Source organism: Rhodococcus koreensis (genome assembly GCF_900105905.1).
Taxonomy (GTDB): Bacteria; Actinomycetota; Actinomycetes; order Mycobacteriales; family Mycobacteriaceae; genus Rhodococcus_F; species Rhodococcus_F koreensis.
Genome location: NZ_FNSV01000005.1, coordinates 6330642 through 6348322, shown reverse-complemented (window position 1 = coordinate 6348322; position 17681 = coordinate 6330642). Strand labels below are relative to the sequence as shown.

General features: G+C 68.8%; 14 protein-coding genes. 9 read left to right on the top strand and 5 right to left on the bottom strand.

From position 1 onward, the window contains the following. The first annotated feature begins 7 nt into the window (after window positions 1-7). The 3 genes from BLV94_RS49705 (at window position 8) to BLV94_RS33425 (ending at window position 5044) form a co-directional block, all read left to right on the top strand. On the top strand, window positions 8-850 hold the full coding sequence (locus tag BLV94_RS49705; protein WP_072937209.1) for an alpha/beta fold hydrolase: 843 nt from the start codon (window positions 8-10) through the stop codon (window positions 848-850). Further along, window positions 850-1584, top strand: a complete 735-nt coding sequence (locus BLV94_RS33430; protein ID WP_072937208.1) for an SDR family NAD(P)-dependent oxidoreductase — start codon at window positions 850-852, stop codon at window positions 1582-1584. The genes BLV94_RS49705 and BLV94_RS33430 overlap by 1 nt, the downstream gene beginning before the upstream one ends. A gap of 166 nt (window positions 1585-1750) precedes the next feature. Then, complete coding sequence (locus BLV94_RS33425; RefSeq protein ID WP_072937207.1) at window positions 1751-5044, top strand: protein kinase domain-containing protein; 3294 nt, start codon at window positions 1751-1753, stop codon at window positions 5042-5044. Here the strand turns inward: BLV94_RS33425 and BLV94_RS33420 are convergent. Continuing rightward, a complete protein-coding gene (locus BLV94_RS33420; protein ID WP_072937206.1) occupies window positions 5015-5887 on the bottom strand; it encodes an oxygenase MpaB family protein in 873 nt (290 codons plus the stop codon). The two genes, BLV94_RS33425 and BLV94_RS33420, sit on opposite strands and share 30 nt — an antisense overlap. 128 nt (window positions 5888-6015) lie before the next feature. Between BLV94_RS33420 and BLV94_RS33415 the strand changes: the two genes are divergently transcribed. Continuing rightward, window positions 6016-6666 carry a TetR/AcrR family transcriptional regulator gene (locus BLV94_RS33415; protein WP_072937205.1) on the top strand — a complete coding sequence of 217 codons (651 nt, stop codon included), beginning with the start codon at window positions 6016-6018 and terminating at the stop codon, window positions 6664-6666. Here the strand turns inward: BLV94_RS33415 and BLV94_RS33410 are convergent. Further along, window positions 6663-7127 (bottom strand): DUF6069 family protein, encoded by a 465-nt coding sequence (locus BLV94_RS33410; protein ID WP_072937204.1) that lies wholly within the window; start codon window positions 7125-7127, stop codon window positions 6663-6665. The genes BLV94_RS33415 and BLV94_RS33410 overlap by 4 nt on opposite strands. Before the next feature lie 181 nt (window positions 7128-7308). Between BLV94_RS33410 and BLV94_RS33405 the strand changes: the two genes are divergently transcribed. Continuing rightward, entirely contained in the window at window positions 7309-7848 is a 540-nt protein-coding gene (locus BLV94_RS33405) for a nitroreductase family deazaflavin-dependent oxidoreductase (protein ID WP_371851532.1), read from the top strand. Here BLV94_RS33405 and BLV94_RS33400 read toward each other — a convergent pair. Continuing rightward, the gene (locus BLV94_RS33400; RefSeq protein ID WP_072937202.1) at window positions 7826-8392 is read right to left on the bottom strand and encodes a TetR/AcrR family transcriptional regulator; all 567 of its coding nucleotides are present in this window, start codon (window positions 8390-8392) and stop codon (window positions 7826-7828) included. The genes BLV94_RS33405 and BLV94_RS33400 overlap by 23 nt on opposite strands. Before the next feature lie 247 nt (window positions 8393-8639). Here BLV94_RS33400 and BLV94_RS33395 point away from each other — a divergent pair, with 247 nt between their 5' ends. The 4 genes from BLV94_RS33395 to BLV94_RS33380 are packed head-to-tail and all read left to right on the top strand — an operon-like array spanning window position 8640 to window position 15492. Beyond that, window positions 8640-9878 carry a cytochrome P450 gene (locus tag BLV94_RS33395; protein ID WP_072937201.1) on the top strand — a complete coding sequence of 413 codons (1239 nt, stop codon included), beginning with the start codon at window positions 8640-8642 and terminating at the stop codon, window positions 9876-9878. Between the two features lie 26 nt (window positions 9879-9904). After that, window positions 9905-10531 (top strand): TetR/AcrR family transcriptional regulator, encoded by a 627-nt coding sequence (locus BLV94_RS33390; RefSeq protein ID WP_072937200.1) that lies wholly within the window; start codon window positions 9905-9907, stop codon window positions 10529-10531. Between the two features lie 33 nt (window positions 10532-10564). Then, complete coding sequence (locus tag BLV94_RS33385; RefSeq protein WP_072937199.1) at window positions 10565-12274, top strand: AMP-binding protein; 1710 nt, start codon at window positions 10565-10567, stop codon at window positions 12272-12274. Continuing rightward, window positions 12271-15492 (top strand): acetyl-CoA carboxylase family protein, encoded by a 3222-nt coding sequence (locus tag BLV94_RS33380; RefSeq protein WP_072937198.1) that lies wholly within the window; start codon window positions 12271-12273, stop codon window positions 15490-15492. Before BLV94_RS33385 ends, BLV94_RS33380 begins: the two co-directional genes overlap by 4 nt. A gap of 32 nt (window positions 15493-15524) precedes the next feature. Here BLV94_RS33380 and BLV94_RS33375 read toward each other — a convergent pair whose 3' ends face one another. Next, on the bottom strand, window positions 15525-16508 hold the full coding sequence (locus BLV94_RS33375; protein WP_072937278.1) for an MDR family oxidoreductase: 984 nt from the start codon (window positions 16506-16508) through the stop codon (window positions 15525-15527). An 88-nt stretch (window positions 16509-16596) separates the two neighbouring features. Next, a complete protein-coding gene (locus BLV94_RS33370) occupies window positions 16597-17667 on the bottom strand; it encodes an L-idonate 5-dehydrogenase (RefSeq protein ID WP_072937197.1) in 1071 nt (356 codons plus the stop codon). Window positions 17668-17681 lie beyond the last annotated feature (14 nt).

The following is a 17681-nucleotide window of genomic DNA, read 5'->3' as shown; positions in this document are numbered from 1 at the left end:
GGCTACTTTGATCACCGAGACGACGGCAGTTGTCGCCAACCTCGAAACCCGCTACCTGACGGGCGGTCCGGAAGACGGCGTCCCCGTCGTGTTCCTGCACGACGGCGCGTGGGGCGGCAGCGCCGACGTGACGTGGGGGCAAGTCCTGCCCCTGGCCGCAGAGAAATACCGGGTCATCGCCCCGGACTTCCTCGGTTACGGCGGATCCGCCAAGTCCGTTCGCCTGGATGTCTCGCCGTTCGCTTTCCGGATCCGGCACGTCTTCGCCTTGCTCGACCATCTCGGCATCGACGGTCCGGTGCACCTGGTCGGAAATTCGTTCGGTGGATCGGTGGGTCTGCGGGCGCTGGCCGACGGTGACTATCGATCCCGGATCGCCTCGGTCACCACACTCAGTGGCACCGGCGGCCCCTGGAAAGCGCCGGACATGGGCAAGCTGCGCGACTTCGACGGTTCGGTTGCCGGTATCGAGGCGTTCGTCGACCTGCTGTGCGACGACTTCTCCGGCAGGGCCGGACAGGTGGACGCCCGGTACAGGTGGGCCGTCGCGCCCGGTCACTTCGGGTGCATGAGCGCTCCGCATCTGCCGGTACCCGAGGCGTTGCGGAAGGAGCGCCCAGCCGATCCCTACCCCGCCACACTTGCCGGTGTTCAGACCCCCGTGCTGCTCCTCGAGTGCTCCGAGGACGTGCTGCTCGAGGCGGGGTGGAGCAAACACCTCCAGGCCGAACTCCAGAATTCCCGCGCCATGGTCCTGCCCTACCGGCACTGCCCGAACATCACCCATCCGACGGAGACGTGGGCCGTGATCGGCGAGTTCCTCGACAGCTGCACCGGCGGTACGAACTGATGCCGACCCCGGGCGGCAATGCCGCGACCGCGTCCACCGTGGGTTCGCTCGTTCTCACCGGCGGATCGTCCGGAATCGGCGCCGGGTTGGCGAGCGATCTGGCAGGCGAGTGGGACATCACCGTCGTCGATCGGGATCTGCCGGAAACGCCTGCCCCCGGCGTGACGTACCTCCAGGGCGACATCACCACCGACGATGCGGTCGACACGGTTCGCAAGTCCCTGACCGAGAACGGCCGGGCAACGATCGACGGCATCGTCCACTGCGCGGGCATCGGCGCATTCGGCCCCTTCATGGAGATGCCGAAGTCCGAGTGGGAACGGGTGCTTCTGGTCAACCTTCACGGAACACTCAATTTCGTCCAGGGCGTCGCCGACATGGTCGCAGACGGCGGCAGAATCGTCCTGTTCTCGTCCGGGACGGTCTTCAAGGCCCCGGCGAGCGCAGCGGCGTACGCGGCCTCCAAGGCCGGCGTGATCGGCTTTGCCCGCAGCCTCGCCGCGGAACTCGGAGCCAGGAACATCACGGTCAACGTGATCGCCCCCGGTTTGGTGCTGACCCCACTCTCGACGGCGATCGCCGCAGGTGAAGAGGCCAACATCAGCACGCGAGCGATCAAACGACCCGCAACGGTCGAGGACTTCATCGGCCCGACCCGATTCTTCCTCTCCCCCGGCTCCTCCTTCGTCACCGGGCAGACGCTCGTCGTCGACGGAGGTTCGATCCGCCGTTAGGCGGCGCCGCCCGGACCGCCACCGGTCGCCTGCTCGACGGCCGCGTGACCGAATTCCGGATCGTCTCGGTCCGCGGCCCGGGCGGCGGCGATAGTCTGGGAAGGGTCGTCGAGAGGTAGGCGGATGACACCACGGTTCCCGGGGCGGCACAGGGGCGGATAGCGCGTTGGCAACCGACGGCGATCCGCTCCGCACACAGCGCGATACCGACACCGCGACGACGGATGAACTGCGCGCGGCCGGGTTCGACGATGCCCGGGAGATCGGGCGTGGGGGCTTCGGCGTGGTGTACCGCTGCACTCAGTCCGCTCTGGAGCGCGCCGTGGCCGTGAAGGTTCTCAGCGGCGACCTCGACGACGAGAGCCGGGCCAGGTTCCTCCGTGAGCAGCGGGCGATGGGCAGGCTGACCGGGCACCCGAACGTCGTGAGTGTGCTCGAGGTCGGCGTCACGCCGAGCGGGCGTCCGTTCCTGGTGATGCCCTACCATCCGCAGGACTCCCTCGACGCGCGGATTCGCAGGCACGGCCCGCTCACCGTCACCGAGGCGTTGCGGTTGGGAGTGAAGATCGCCGGCGCACTCGAGACCGCGCACCGGTTCGGCATCGTGCACCGCGACGTCAAACCCAGCAACATCCTGCTCACCGACTACGACGAACCGGCGCTGACGGACTTCGGCATCGCGCACATCACCGGCGGTTTCCAGACCGCAACCGGAACCATCACCGGATCACCCGCGTTCACCGCCCCGGAGGTCCTCGAGGGCGACACCCCGAGTCCGTCCTCGGACGTGTACGGCCTCGGGGCGACACTGTTCGCCGCGCTGACCGGACACGCGGCATTCGAGCGCCGGAGCGGTGAACAGGTGGTGGCGCAGTTCCTGCGGATCACCACGCAACCGGCGCCGGACCTCCGTGAGTCCGGTTTCGAAGCCGACGTGGCCGCCATGCTGGAACAGGCCATGTCGCGAGACTCGCGCGAGCGCCCGTCCGCGGCGATGCTGGGTGAAACGCTGCAGGACATTCAATTTCGCCGCGGTGTCCCCGTCGACGCGATGGCGCTGGGCCCGGATCCCGACGCGGACCGAGCGCCGGAGCGCTCCGCACGACCGCCGACAGGACGATCATCCACCGGTTCCTCGGGATCGCCGACCGACGGGAGCCTTCCGCTGGACTTGACGAGCTTCGTCGGCCGGCGAAAAGAGCTCGCCGAGGCCAAGAAACTGCTCTCGGCGTCACGGCTGGTCACGTTGACCGGAATCGGCGGTGTCGGCAAGACCCGACTGGCACTGCGCGTCGCGACCAACATCCGGCGGGCATTCGACGACGGGGTCCGGATGGTCGAATTGGGCGAATTGCGCGACGGATCGTTGCTGGGAGAAGTCGTGGCGGCCGGGCTGGGATTGCGGCAGCGGTCGCCGAGACCGCTGCAGACCCTCATGGAGTTCCTGGAGCCGCGCGACATGCTGCTGGTCCTCGACAACTGCGAGCAGGTGGTGGATGCGGCGGCAGACCTGACGGAGACCGTGCTGCGTACCTGCCCCGGCCTGCGGATTCTCGCGACCAGTCGCGAAACCCTGGACGTCGCGGGGGAAGCCGCCCTGCGCGTTCGTCCACTGACGCTTCCGGATTCGGACAAGGAGCCGTCGCTGAAGAGTCTGCCCGGGTACGACGCAGTGACGCTGTTCGCCGAACGGGCCGCCACGGCGGTACCCGGCTTCGAGGTCACCGAAGACAATGCCGCCACCGTCGCCCGGATCTGCATCCGGCTGGACGGCCTGCCCCTGGCCATCGAATTGGCGGCGGCGAGGCTGCGCTCGATGTCGCCGGAACAGATCCTGCAGCGGTTGACCAACCGGTACGAGTTGCTGACCCGCGGAAGCCGGAGTGCACCGACCAGGCAGCAGACGCTGCGGTGGAGCATCGACTGGAGCTACGACCTGTGTCTCCCCGCCGAGCAGCAGCTGTGGTCGCGGCTGTCGGTCTTCGCCGGCAGCTTCGAACTGGACGCCGCCGAGGAGGTGACCATGTACGACGCCGAACCGGCCGGTCTCATCGATCTCGTCGCGTCGCTCGTGGACAAGTCGATCCTCATCCGCGAGGGATCGGGGGCGGTGGTGCGATTCCGGATGCTCGAAACGCTGCGCGAGTACGGCCGGGAGAAGCTCGAACAGGACGGCACCCTCCCGGACCTCCGGCGGCGGCATCACAGCTGGTACCGGCAATTCGCCCTCCAGGCCGAATCCGAATGGATCGGCCCCCGGCAGGTCGCCTGGCTCGCCCGGCTCGCCCGTGAACAACCCAACCTGCGCGAAGCGATGGAGTACGGCCTGTCCACGGCTGCCGACTCGGCCGAGGCGGGGCTGGAGATCGCGACCGCTCTGTATCCGTTCTGGGTTTCGCGTGGGCTGCTCCGCGAGGGACGCCGCTGGCTCGACCGCGCACTGGCACAGGAGGGAGGACACGACACCGCACTCCGGGTCAAGGCGTTGCATTCGGCCAGCGTCCTCGCCAGCCGGCACGAAGACCTGGAGCGGGCAGCCGAACTGATCGACGAGGGGCGTGTGCTTGCCGAGACCCGGGGCAGTGCACTCGATCGCGCCCTCATGCTTCAAGCCGACGGAGCGCACGCACTGCACGGCGGCAACCCGGAGCACGCCGTGAGCTCGTTCACCGGGGCTCTCGAGGTGTTACGCGGCGAGCGCAACCTCCTTGCACACGTCACGGCCCTGCATGCGCTCGGATTGGCTCACGAGATACTCGGGCACGCCGAGGCCGCCACCGGCTGTCTCGACGAGGCGATCCGGATTACCGAATCACACGGTGAATCGGTGTACCTGGGCCGCTCGTCCCTGACCCTCGGGCTGGTGATGTGGCGGGAGGGCGACCGTGATCGCGCGGTGCTGCTGCTCCGAAAGGGACTCGAGCTGGCCCGCGCGGTCGACGATCCGTTCGGAGCCACCTGGTGCCTCGAAATTCTCGCCTGGATCTCGACCCGCGAGAACGATTTCCACCGCGCCGCCGTCCTGCTGGCAGCGGCCGAGATGCTTCGACGGAGGGTGGGCACCTCCATCGTTCAGATCCCCGACTTGACCGAATCTCACAAGGAATGCGAGCTCGTCACGCGGCGCTCGCTCGGTGCCCGCGCGTTCGAGACCGCGTCCCGCGAGGGCGAGGCGCTGGGCTTCACCGCCGCCGCCTCGTATGCCCTGGGCGAAACTCTCCCCGCAGCGCCGCGGCGCGGCGATCCGGCGGCGGCACTGACCAAGCGCGAACGCCAGGTCGCCGACCTGGTCGCGCAGGGTCTGACCAACAAGGCGATCGCCGCCCGCCTCGTGATCTCTCAACGCACCGCGCAGGGTCACGTCGAGCACGTCCTCTCGAAACTCGGATTCTCATCCCGGGCTCAGATCGCGGCCTGGGTCACGGAACTGTCAGCCGACCCGGGCGGCCCGAAACCCTGATGCCGTTCCGTCGCACGCTCTTCGGGCGATGGGAGTCAGCCGCCACCGCTCGGGCAGGATCCGGAAACAGAACCGCACGACGCCTCCGAATCGGCGGAGCCTGCGCTCGTCGGCGGCGGACCACTCCCAGCCGAGCTTGTCGCGCGCGACGGGAGGCAGCGTTCCCCGGGCGATCCAGACGAGCAGCCGTCCGAGCGCGGGACCGACGAGACGCCACACCACCTCGGGGATGCGATCGTCGGGGCGTGGCATCGACAGTCCACTCAGAAGCCGCGACCTGCGCACCGTCTCGGTCTTCTCCAGGACGGTGCCGACCATCTCGTTCCAGTAGTCCACGAAATCGGCGTACGTCTCGGGCAAGTGGGTGGCCGACACCCCGTACAGCGCGTACCACTGCTTCGACTCCTGATACAACTGTTCCTTCTCGCCGGCGGTGAGCGGTTCACCGAAGTATTCGGCGACCACGTACTGGGTGCCGAGGAACGTGGCGTGTGCCCAGAAGTACGGACCCGGGTTCAGTGCGTGGTACCGCCGGCCGTCGTCCGTGGTGCCCTTGATGTCCTTGTGCATGTCGCGGATCATCTGGGCCTCCGCGCCCGTCGGATCGTAGAGCGCCCGGATGATCGGCCCCGCGGAACGGGCGAGCCGGGCGAGTTCGTTGTCGAAGACGGTCGAGTGCTGCACGAGGGCGGTGTCGATGACGGGATGCATCACCTGCAGCGTGCCCGACCACGAGATGAGCAGCGCGGTTCGCCAGTCGCCGAACCGGTGCCACGTCAGCGAATCGGGTCCGAGCGCAGGCGCAGTCGAACGACGGTGGGGCGGAAGCTCTGTGGTGGTCATGGCGATCTCCTGATGCCGCTGGATGTAGAACGTGGTGCATTCAGGATGACTGTTGACATCACCTGATGTCAACAGTCGGTGCGCGAGGGCACCCCGATCGACACCGGGATCGGTGAGACGATGACGGAATGAGCGACAGCGAGAACCCTCGTGGAGCGCCGCGCAGATGGCGCGGCCAGGAGCCGGACGACCGCCGCGCGGCGAGGCGCGCGGCGCTGATCGAGGCCGGCCTCCAGATCATGGGAACCGAGGGCACAGCGGCCACGACGATGCGCGCGACCTGCCGTCAGGCGAGCCTCACCGAGCGCTACTTCTACGAGAGTTTCGACAATCGGGAGGCGCTACTCGTCGCCCTCCTCGACCACGTCGTCCTGGGCGCGAGGGACACCCTGCTCGGGGCACTCGAGACGGCCCCGGAAGATCCGGGCCGACTCGTCCGCCACGTCGTGAAGGCGTTCACCGGCTACATCGCCGAGGACCGGCGGCGGGGACGCATCATGTTCGTCGAGTCGCAGTCCGTGTCGGAACTGGCGCAGCGCGGCGAACAACTCGTTGCCGAGTTCACCACCCCCATGGCCGCGGCACTGAAAATGCTGGGTGCCGACGGCGCACCCCGCGACGCCGTCAACACCCAGCTGAACGCGATTGCCTTGTTCGGGGCGATCGCCTTCCTGTATCAGCGCTGGCTCACCGGCAGCCCGAAGATCTCACAGAAGCGGATCGTCGAGCACATCGCACTCACCATCGAGGCGCACGTGCCGGTGAACAGCACCCCCTAGACCTGCGCGCGGACCAGCGGACGCCGCATCGCTTCGAGGCCGACGACGATCACCACGGCGATCACCACGTGCATGGCGGCCAGTGCGATGGTGCTGGCCGTGTCGAAGTCCGCTTGAACTGTGAGCGCGATCGTCGCCAGCGGCAGCAGCGCGCCGATCACTTCCGCAGGCCGGATGACGGCCACCCATTTGAGTGAGATGAGCGCGGCCAGCGTCATCCCGATCAACGTCGGAACCACCGTCAGGATGACGACGCCTCCGGGAGCGACACTGCTGGTCGTGCCCGCATCGGTCATCTCGAACGACCCGCCTGCGGCGAGGCCGAGCAGCCAGATGACCAGGTTCGGCACGAGCGCTCCGATGACGGTCGCGGCGACCGCCCAGGGCCGGCTCAGTTCGAGCGTCGCCGGGTTGATCCGTGAGGTTGTGGTTGCAGAAATCGTGGCTCCGGTGTCGGACATGATCTGTACTCCCCTGTCGAGTGGCTCGAATTGCTACTGACCGATCCTGCAACCTCAACCGTTGTTCGGGTCAAGGCGTGAAATCGAGGTCTTTTCGGTGGGACCTGACCATTAGACCCGCGGGATGCCCAAAACTCATCGCGATCGGCCCGAACCGCCCACCTGAGGGAAAATGGCCACCATGAACGCCGTCCCCACACCCCCTGACCGATCGCGCGCGCTCCGCAACCCGCTCCGCATCCTTGCGCGGTGGCTGGGCACCCGGGAATGGGTGATGCGGATGGCGCCGGTGATCATCTGGCTGGAGTCACACCTGCGCGCGTGGACCGGGAACCGCGTGAGCCTCATCGGCATCGCCGGCCTGCAGTCCGTGCAGGTGACGGTCCCGGGACGCAAGAGCGGCACCCCGCGGACGACAGCGCTGCTATGCATTCCGTACGGCGACGGATACATCGTCACCGGCTCCAACTGGGGTCGCCCCGAGCACCCGGCATGGTCGGCGAATCTGCGCGCCGCCGACGAGGCGCTCGTCAAGGCCGGGGCACGGGAGTCCCGGATGCGTGTCCAGATGGTCACGGGCGACGAACGCGAGAACCTGTGGAAATTCGTCGTCGACTACTGGCCCGGCTACCGCATGGAGCACCGGCGGTCCGGGGGACGCGAGTTCCGGCTCTTCGTGCTCGAGCCCACCCGATCGGCTACGACGCCGCGCGAATCCTGAAGATCGGCTCCACGAAGCGTTCGACGGTCCGCCGCTCGGCGGCCGCGTCGGGCAGCGGCCACGTCAACAGGGCCAGGACGACGCGCACGATCCATCCCGCAGCCTCCTCGTCGGGCGCGATGCGGGTGAGCGAGATCGCCACCCGGCCGAGTTCGGGTGCGCGGGCCAGGTACTCGTCCGTACCCCTCGGATGCGCCCCGGTGAACCACTGCACCAGGGTCGACTCCTCGCGGATCGCCACCAGCGAGGCGAGGATCGCCTCCACGATCCGCTCCGAGTCCTCGAACGGTTCCAGCGCCTGCTCGACGTGGTCGGCCACGGAGTCGGCAGCGCGGGACATCACGGCCTCGACGAGCGTGCGCTTGCCGCCGGCGTACCGGTAGAGCGTGGCGCGTGAACACCCGGCACGGGCGGCGACCTCGTCGACACTCACCCCGTCGATGCCCTGTTCGCGAACGAGGTCGGCAGCGGCGGCGAGAATCCTCTCGACCGCGAGCACCCGCCTGCTGCCTCCGGTCAACCAGTCTGCCTGCTCCGTGCCCACGGCACCTCCAGAAACGTCCTTGCCATTTTGTCTCACGATGAGACGGATACGTGCCAATTCTATAACGTGTTCCTCTCCGATAGGGCCGTGATCAGGATCGACGAAGCCGGATCATCGAGCACTGAGACACCGGCAGAACGGCGTGCTGATCAGCAGAATCCCAGCTTGCTCGCAGTCCTTGACAGCACCCGGCTCCGACGCGAACTGTGGTGATGTGCAACAAGTTCTCGATGACAAGGAGTCTTCGATGGCCCACTCGCCGACCCACGGAATCGACATCTTCGATCCCACCCACCTCGACGACCCGAACGAGCTGTATCGGATTCTCCGCGAGCACTCCCCCGTCCATCGCGTCGAAGGCACCGACTTCTTCCTCGTGTCCACGTGGGACCTCGTGACAGAGGCGGCGAACCGCACCGACGACTTCTCCTCGCACCTCACCGGCGTGCTGGTGCAGCAACCGTCGGGGCCGCCCACGACGTTCGACATGGACGGCGGCGGTCAGGCGATTCACGTGCTCGCCACCGCCGACGACCCGACGCACCTGCACCACCGCAAGCTGGTGCTGCCCACGCTCGGCCGCCGCATCCGCGCGCTGACGCCCACCGTGCAGTCGCTCGTCGACACCCTGTGGGACGAGGGGCTGCGGGACGGGCGGATCGACTGGGCGGCCGAGATGGCCGACCGCCTGCCGCTGACGATGGTGGCGCATCTCATCGGGCTGCCGGAGCAGGACGTTCCCCGACTGCTCGCCTGGGCGTACGACAGCACGGAGATGCTGGGCGGGATCGTCGACGCGGGTCGCCTCGGCCGGCTGGTCGCCTCCGTGGCCGAACTGGCCGCGTACTTGCGGGCCGAACTCGTGCGGGCGAGGTCGCATCCGTCGGAGGATCTACTGGGCGTCCTCGCACACGCCTGCAATGACGGAGACCTGTCCGAGGACGTCGCGACGCTCGTCCTGCTCCAGCTCGTCGGCGCCGGCGGCGAATCGACCGCGGGCCTGATCGCGAACGCCGCCCGCCTCCTGGCCACCCACCCCGGAGTGCAGACCCGGCTCCGGCACGAACCCGCGCTCGTCGACGCGTTCCTCGACGAGGCACTGCGCCTCGAATCCCCGTTCCGCGGACATCACCGGCACGTGGTCGCCGACACGACCCTCGGCGGCGTCGACCTGCCCGCGGGTAGCCACCTGCTCCTGCTGTGGGGCGCGGCCAACCGGGATCCGGCCGCGTTCGAAAGGCCGGACGAGATCGTGCTCGACCGGCCGCACATCCGCTCCCATCTCGCGTTCGGCAAGGGCGTCCACTTCTGCGTCGGATCGGCGCTCGCCCGCATGGAGGCACTCGCCGCCACCACCACGCTGCTCGCGCGCACCGACCAGTTCTCCCTCGCCGACGACGCCGAGACACGTTGGCTCCCCAGCGTCCTCGTGCGCCGCCACAGCGCACTCCCGCTGCGGATCAGGTCGTCGTCGAGCCTCGATTGACATTGACGTCAATATCAACCCATACTGTGACCGTGACCACAAGCGAGGCTCAGGAGCGGGCACGGTCGGCGCGTAAGGACAACGACGGTCCCCGCCGCCGCGAACTCCTCCGCGCCGCGAGCGCCTGCTTCGCCGAACTCGGGTACGACCGGACGACCGTCGAGGTGATCACCACCCGGGCGGAAGTGTCACGGGCGACGTTCTACGCGTACTTCTCCTCGAAGGACGAGGTGTTCCACGCCGTCGCCGCCGACGTCTGCGAGGAGTTCCTCGAGTCGCAGCACGTCGAAGGACCGGCGAGCGAGGACCTGCGAGAGGTGCTGCGCACCACCACGAAAGCCTTCGTCGAGGCCGTCTACACCAACGGACGGGTCCTCGAACTGATCAGGCACCGCGCCGGGCTCGACCCCGAGGTCGGCCGAAGCTGGACCACCGTGCAGACGCGGCTCATCCGCCGCTACACCCGGTTCATCGAGCGCATCAACGCCACCTGCGACGTCACGCCCTGTGCACCACCCGCCCGCATCGCGCAGACCCTCGCCGACGCCCAACTCGCGGGCGCGGCCCGGCTGGTCGATGCGAGCGCCCGCGAACAACGCCGGTACACCGCAGATCTGACCGCCATCTCCGAAAGACTCATCGGCTTCGCCTAGCAAGGACAATCCGCACAGAATCGGGAGTTCGGTATGCCCACTTCGCCTTCGAGTGACCCCACGGCACTGGAATCGGCCCTCGCCGAGATACGCGCACTCCAGGACGCCGCGTGGCCACCGGAGGTACCGCGGTCCGTCGAGTACCCGATCGAGGGCCGCACCGTGATCGACTATCTGCGGCACTGGGCAACGCAGCGGCCGCACACCGTCGCGATCGACTACTACGGCCGCGACATCACGTACGCCGAACTCGACGACCTGTCGGACCGCTTCGCCGGCTGGCTGCTGCAGCGGGGCGCGTCGGCAGGCGACCGCGTCGGCGTCCACCTGGCCAACTGTCCTCAATTCCACATCGCGATGCTGGGGATCCTGAAGATCGGTGCGGTCCACGTCCCGATCAACCCGCTGTTCCGCGAACACGAACTCGCGTACGAACTCGGTGACGCCGGCGTGGAGATTCTGCTGACCCAGGATTCCCTCGCGGACATGGTCGAATCCGTGCGTGGCGGGTCGGCTCTGCGGCACGTCGCGGTCACCGCCCTGTCGGACCTGCTGCCCGCCGAACCCAGCGTCGCACCGCCGTTCCCCACCGCGTCCGGAGCCACCGACTGGTCGGGGATCATGGAATCCCCTCGCGCCGATCCGATCCCGATGGATCCCGACGCGCTCGCGACACTGAACTACACCGGCGGCACCACCGGGATGCCGAAGGGCTGCAAACACACTCAGGCGCACATGGTGTACACCGCCGCCACCGCGACACTGGCCGGGGGCAGGCAGGTGGGCGAGGCTCCCCCGGTGGTCCTCGGGTTCCTGCCCATCTTCTGGATCGCCGGCGAGGACTTCGGCATCCTGTACCCCCTGATCAACGGCGGCACCGTCGTGCTGCTCACCCGATGGGACCCGGAAGCCGCGGCGACCCTCGTCGAACGGCGTGGTGTGACGTCGATGGTCGGCACCGTCGACAACTACGTGGAACTGATGGATCTGCCCGGCTTCGCCGAGCGGGACTTCTCCACCCTCGGCAACGCGATGGCCGTGTCGTTCGTGCTCAAACTCGACCCCGAGATCCGCGGCCGATGGCGCGACGCGACCGGACACGTGCTCCGGGAGGCCAGTTACGGCATGACGGAGACGCACACCGCCGACACCATCACGCTCGGTTTCCAGACCGACGACGAGGATCTGCTCAGCGAACCCGTGTTCTGCGGGCTGCCGGTTCCGGGGACCGATGTGCTGGTCGTCGACGACGCCGGGGTTCCGGTGCCGGTGGGGCAACCCGGGCAGATCATCGTCCGCAGTCCGTCGCTGCTCACCGGCTACTACGGCAAACCCGACGCCACCGCCGACGCACTCCGCGGCGGATGGCTCCAGACCGGTGACATCGGAAAGCTGAACGGCAAAGGCGCACTGCACTATCTGGCCCGCAATAGGGAGATGATCAAGACCAACGGGATGAGCGTGTTCCCCTCGGAGGTGGAGGCACTGCTCATGCTGCATCCGGCGATTCAGTCGGCCGCGGTGGTCCCGAAGCCCGATCCGGGCAAGGGGCAGGTGCCGTTCGCGTTCGTCCAGCTCCTGCCCGACCGTCAGGTGTCGGGTGAGGAACTGCGGGAGTGGGCCGCCCGGAACATGGCCACCTACAAGGTGCCCACCGTCGAGGTGCTCGACGCACTACCCATGACGGCGACGGGGAAGGTCCGCAAGGCCGACCTGTTCGCCCTGGCCGAGGAGTACAAGTGACCCTGCTGGTCGCCAATCGCGGCGAGATCGCGCTGCGCATCATCCGCTCGGCGGAGGAGATGTCGGTCGACACCATCGCCGTCTACGCGGAGGACGACGCCGACAGTCCCCACGTGCGCGCGGCGACCGAGGCGGTCGCGCTGCGCGGCTCCGGACCGTCCGCGTACCTGGACCCTCGGGCGATTCTCGCCGCGGCCGCCGAGTTCGGTGCGACGGCGGTGCATCCCGGTTACGGGTTCCTCAGCGAGAACGCCGATTTCGCCCGCGCCTGCGGCGAGGCCGGACTCACGTTCGTGGGCCCGAGCCCGGAGGTGCTCGACATCTTCGGCGACAAGTCGTCGGCACGCGAGGCCGCCGTGGCCGCGAAGGTGCCGGTGCTCGCCGCGACCCACGGTCCCACCGACCTGGACGGCGTCCGCGCGTTCTTCGCGGAACATTCGGGCGGCATCATGATCAAGGCACTCGCGGGCGGCGGCGGCCGCGGCATCCGCGCCGTCCGCAGCGCGGACCGGATCGACGAGGCCTACCGGGCGTGCGCGGCGGAGGCGGAACTCGGGTTCGGCAATCCCGCACTGTTCGCCGAGGCGCTGCTCGAGGGCGCCCGGCACATCGAGGTGCAGGTGGTCGCGGCACCGCAGGCGAGCGTGACGCGGGCACTCGCCGTCGGCGACCGCGACTGCAGCGTGCAGCGCCGCCACCAGAAACTCGTCGAGATCGCACCCGCGCAGGGGCTCGACCCCGGACTGCGCAGCGAACTGCACGAGGCCGCGGCGCGGCTGTGTGCCAGTGTCGGCTACCGGGGACTCGCCACCGTCGAATTCCTGGTGTCCCCGGACGGATTCGTGTTCCTGGAGGTCAATCCGCGGATTCAGGTGGAACACACGGTCACCGAGGAGGTGACGGGGATCGACCTCGTCGCCGTGCAGATCGACATCGCTCGGGGAGCGGACTTCGCGGAACTGGCGCTGCCGGACGGGGTCGGCGCCGTCGGGCTCGACACGTCGGGCACACCCGCTGTCGCGCGCGGAATCGCCGTCCAGTCCCGGGTGAACATGGAGACGATGCGCCCCGACGGTCAGGCCGTTCCCGCCGCGGGCACGCTGTCCGTGTTCTCCCCGCCGACGGGACCGGGGGTGCGCGTCGACACCTACGGGCGGCCGGGACTGTCGCCGAGCCCGCGGTACGACTCGCTCCTCGCGAAGGTGATCGTTCATTCCCGCGGGCAGTCGTTCGCGGCCGCGGCACGCAAGGCGGACGCGGCGCTCGCCGAATTCGTCGTCGACGGCGTCCCCACCAACATCGGCTTTCTCCGGGCGATTCTCACGGATCCCGGCTTCGCCGACGGCGTCGTCGGCACCGACTACCTCGCCGAGCGGATGGGTGCCCTCGTCGACGCCGCGCACGTGCATCATCCGGCGGAGGTCGCATCGGACACGCTCGAGTTGCGCGCCGGCGAGGACGTGCTGCGCGCGCACCTGGCCGGGACGGTCGTGGAGTCGGCCACCGAGGGGGCCGCCGTGACGCCGGGGGCGCACCTCGTGGTGCTCGAGGCCATGAAGATGCAGCACGTGATCGCCGCCTCCACCGGCGCGGTGGTCGAGCGGAATCTGGTGTCGCCCGGGCAGACCGTCAACGCCGGCGATCCACTGGTCGTGATCCGCCGAACCGGGTCGGAGGCCGGCGACGTGGCCGACAGCGCAACCGATCTCGATCGTGAGCGTGCCGATCTGGCGGAGATCCGGCAGCGGCACGACTACACCCTCGACGCCGCCAGGCCCGCCGCGATCGCGAAGCGGGCGAAGCTCGGGAGGCGGAGCGCGCGTACCAACATCGAGGACCTGGTCGACCCCGGCAGCTTCGTCGAGTACGGGCCCCTCGTTCTCGCCGCACAGCGCAGTCGCCGCTCCGAGCAGGACCTGATCGAGAACACCCCCGCCGACGGCCTGATCGCCGGCCTCGCCGCAATCAACGGGGACGTGTTCGGTCCGCAGAATTCCCAGGCGGTGGTGCTGTCGTACGACTACACGGTGCTCGCCGGAACCCAGGGCATGCGGAACCACGCCAAGACGGACCGGGTGATCGAACTCGCCGGCCGCAGGCAGGTTCCGGTCGTCCTGTTCGCCGAGGGCGGCGGCGGACGCCCCGGCGACACCGACGCCGGCCCCGCAGCGGGCCTGGACCTGAACACCTTCCGGTCGCTGGCGGCGCTGAACGGGAAGGTGCCGCTGGTGTCGGTCGTGTCCGGCCGCTGCTTCGCGGGCAACGCCGCCCTGGCCGGGGTCTGCGACGTCCTGATCGCCACCCCCGACGCGAACATCGGCATGGGCGGTCCGGCGATGGTCGAGGGCGGCGGGCTGGGTGTGTACCGGCCGGAGGACATCGGGCCGGTGGACGTGCAGCGGCGCAACGGTGTGATCGATCTGCTCGCCCGCGACGAGGCGCACGCCGTCGAACTGGCGAAGACGTACCTGTCGTATTTCCAGGGGGTGCTCCCCGACTGGGAAGCCCCCGACGAGCGGCTGGCCCGTCACGTCGTCCCGGAGAACCGGTTGCGCGCCTACGACGTTCGCAGTGCGGTGGAGTCCATCGCCGACGTCGGCTCGGTCCTCGAGCTACGCCGCGACCACGGCGTCGGCATCGTCACCGCGCTGATCCGGGTCGAGGGGGCGCCGTACGGTCTCGTCGCGAACAGCAGCCACCACCTCGGCGGTGCGATCGACGCGGTCACGGCCGACAAGATGGCCCACTTCCTGGAACTGTGCGAATCGTTCGGCCTGCCGGTGGTCTCGCTTTGCGACACACCGGGATTCATGGTCGGTCCCGACTCGGAGAAGGAGGCCACGGTCCGCCGATTCGGCAAGCTGTTCATCACCGGCGCGCAGATGACCGTGCCGTACGGAACGGTCATCCTGCGCAAGGGCTACGGTCTCGGCGCGATGGCCATGGCGGGCGGCTCCTTCCACGCGTCCGAGTTCACGGTCGCGTGGCCCACCGGCGAGATCGGCGCCATGGGGCTGGAAGGCGCGGTGCGCCTCGGGTTCCGGAAGGAACTCGAGGCGCTCGACGACCCCGCCGAGCGGGACGCGGCATTCACGCAACTCGTCGACGCCGCCTACCAGCACGGGAAGGCACTCAACGCGGCGACGATCTTCGAACTCGACGACGTGATCGACCCGGCGGATACCCGCGCCTGGATCGTGCGGCTCCGCCGCCCGTGAGTACTTGTTAACCGCCGGACGTTAATAAGTACTCACAGGCGCGTCAGCGCACGACCCGACCACGTACCCGCCCGCACCTGATCGATCACCGAGACGACGTCGGCAATCGGGACCTCGTGCGTGATCGACTCGAGGCGGCTGGGTGCGAGGTCGGAGGCGAGGCGGCCCCACAGTCGGCGCCGCTGGTCGATCGGGTACTGCACCGAGTCGATGCCGAGCAGGCTGACGCCGCGCAGGATGAACGGCAGGACCGTGGTCTCCAACTTCGGTCCGCCGGTCAGTCCACTGGCCGCCACGGCACCGCCGTATTCGATGGTGCTGAGCACGTGGGCGAGGGTGGCGCCGCCGACACAGTCGACCGCGGCAGCCCACTGAGCCTTGCCGAGGGGACGCGGTTTCGTGTCGGGTTCGGGGAGGCGTCCGATCACCTTGCTCGCGCCCAGCTGGGTGAGCAGTTCCGCCTTCTCCGGCTTTCCGCTCGACGCGACCACCTCGAAGCCGGCCGCCGACAGCAGGTCGACGGCGACGGTGCCGACGCCGCCGCTCGCCCCGGTCACCAGGACCGGGCCGTGGCCCGGCTCGACGCCGCGGGACTGCAGTGCCTCCACGCTCATCGCAGCCGTGAAACCGGCGGTCCCGATCGCGGCGGCGGTTCGAGTGGACATGCCGTCGAGTTTCACCACCCAGTCGGCCGGGACGCGGGCGAACTGCGCGTACCCGCCGTGCCGGGCCGTTCCGATGTCGTAACCGTGAGCGACGACCTTGTCACCGACCGCGAACTCCGGCGACTGCGACTCGGCGACGATGCCTGCGACGTCGATGCCGGGGACGATGGGGTATTCGCGGACCACTCCGCCCTTCGGTGTCAGCGCCAGCGCATCCTTGAAGTTCACGCTGGAGTACTCGACCTGGATCGTGACCTCGCCCTGTGGCAGGAACGATTCGTCGACCGTCTCCTCGGAGAGGCCGATGGCGCCCTCGTTCTCGCGAGCGATCCAGGCGGTGAATTCCTTCATCAGCTTGCTCTCCTGACCTCGGGGGTGCGTCGAGACCATCATGCGACAACTGTGCCGCGTCGACGATGCCGGGGCGAGGATCCCGGGATCAGAACCTGAGGAGAACCTTGCTCGACGACGACGCGTCCTTGGCCGACGCGAACGCGGTGAGCGCATCGGCTACGTCGTACTCGGCGGTGATGATCGGATCGACCGCCAGCGAGCCGTCGGCGAGAGCGGCCACGACCTCGTCGATCTCGTCGTTGAACCGGAACGAACCGATCAGGTCCAGTTCCCGGGTGATCGCGATCGAGACGGGTACCGGCTGATCACCGGAGGGAAGCAGTCCGACCATCACGACCCGGCCGCCGCGCGCGGTCCCGTGGATCGCCGACGACAGACCGCGGTGGTTGCCGGAGCATTCGATGGTCACGTCTGCTCCGACAGCCGCGACCGCGCCGGCGTCGGTGGCCGTGAGGGTCACGTCCGCGCCCACGTCGCGCGCGATCTGCAGCGGGTACTCGTGCATGTCCACCGCCGTGATCTTCCCGGCGCCCGCTCGCTTCAGTACCGCCACCACGAGCGCCCCGATGGGTCCGGCGCCGATGACGAGGACCGACCGATCCTTCACCTCCCCTGCCCGCGCGACCGCGTGCCACGCCACGCTCGCCGGCTCGGCCAAGGAGGCGAGCCGCAGATCGAGCCCGGACGGGAGGACCCGCAGCATGCGGGTCGGGACGGCGACGTGGCTGACGAACAACCCGTCCGTGTGCGGAAAGTGCGCCGCACTGCCCAGGTACGTGCATCCGGGGGAAATGTTGGGGCGGTCGGCCGGATACGTCGCGCTGTCGCCGCCGGGTGTCGCGGGATGGATGGTGACGGGTGCGCCGGGACGGGGACCGCTGCCGTCCGCCGCGCCGATCAGCACCGTGCCCGACGCCTCGTGCCCGAGCCGCATCGGTGCGCGGAGGATCGACTCGCCTGCGGCGCCGTGCTGCCAGTAGTGGAGGTCGGATCCGCAGATTCCGCCGTAGGCGATGCGGATCACCGCCTCGTCCGGCTTCGGTGCGGCGATAGGCACGTCCTCGACGCGCAGGTCGTTCGCGCCGTGGGCGACGACCGCCTGCGCATGCGTCGGAATCTCGATCGTTTCCGTGCCGGTGGTCTCGGTGGTGTTCATCGGTGAAGTCCAGT

What these genes read in the sequence shown, in the direction of transcription:
- BLV94_RS33420 (WP_072937206.1), bottom strand. Translation starts at nt 5,887, where the DNA reads ATGACCACCACAGAGCTTCCGCCCCACCGTCGTTCGACTGCGCCTGCG.
- BLV94_RS33415 (WP_072937205.1), top strand. Translation starts at nt 6,016, where the DNA reads ATGAGCGACAGCGAGAACCCTCGTGGAGCGCCGCGCAGATGGCGCGGC.
- BLV94_RS33410 (WP_072937204.1), bottom strand. Translation starts at nt 7,127, where the DNA reads ATGTCCGACACCGGAGCCACGATTTCTGCAACCACAACCTCACGGATC.
- BLV94_RS33395 (WP_072937201.1), top strand. Translation starts at nt 8,640, where the DNA reads ATGGCCCACTCGCCGACCCACGGAATCGACATCTTCGATCCCACCCAC.
- BLV94_RS33430 (WP_072937208.1), top strand. Translation starts at nt 850, where the DNA reads ATGCCGACCCCGGGCGGCAATGCCGCGACCGCGTCCACCGTGGGTTCG.
- BLV94_RS33405 (WP_371851532.1), top strand. Translation starts at nt 7,309, where the DNA reads ATGAACGCCGTCCCCACACCCCCTGACCGATCGCGCGCGCTCCGCAAC.
- BLV94_RS33375 (WP_072937278.1), bottom strand. Translation starts at nt 16,508, where the DNA reads ATGAAGGAATTCACCGCCTGGATCGCTCGCGAGAACGAGGGCGCCATC.
- BLV94_RS33370 (WP_072937197.1), bottom strand. Translation starts at nt 17,667, where the DNA reads ATGAACACCACCGAGACCACCGGCACGGAAACGATCGAGATTCCGACG.
- BLV94_RS33385 (WP_072937199.1), top strand. Translation starts at nt 10,565, where the DNA reads ATGCCCACTTCGCCTTCGAGTGACCCCACGGCACTGGAATCGGCCCTC.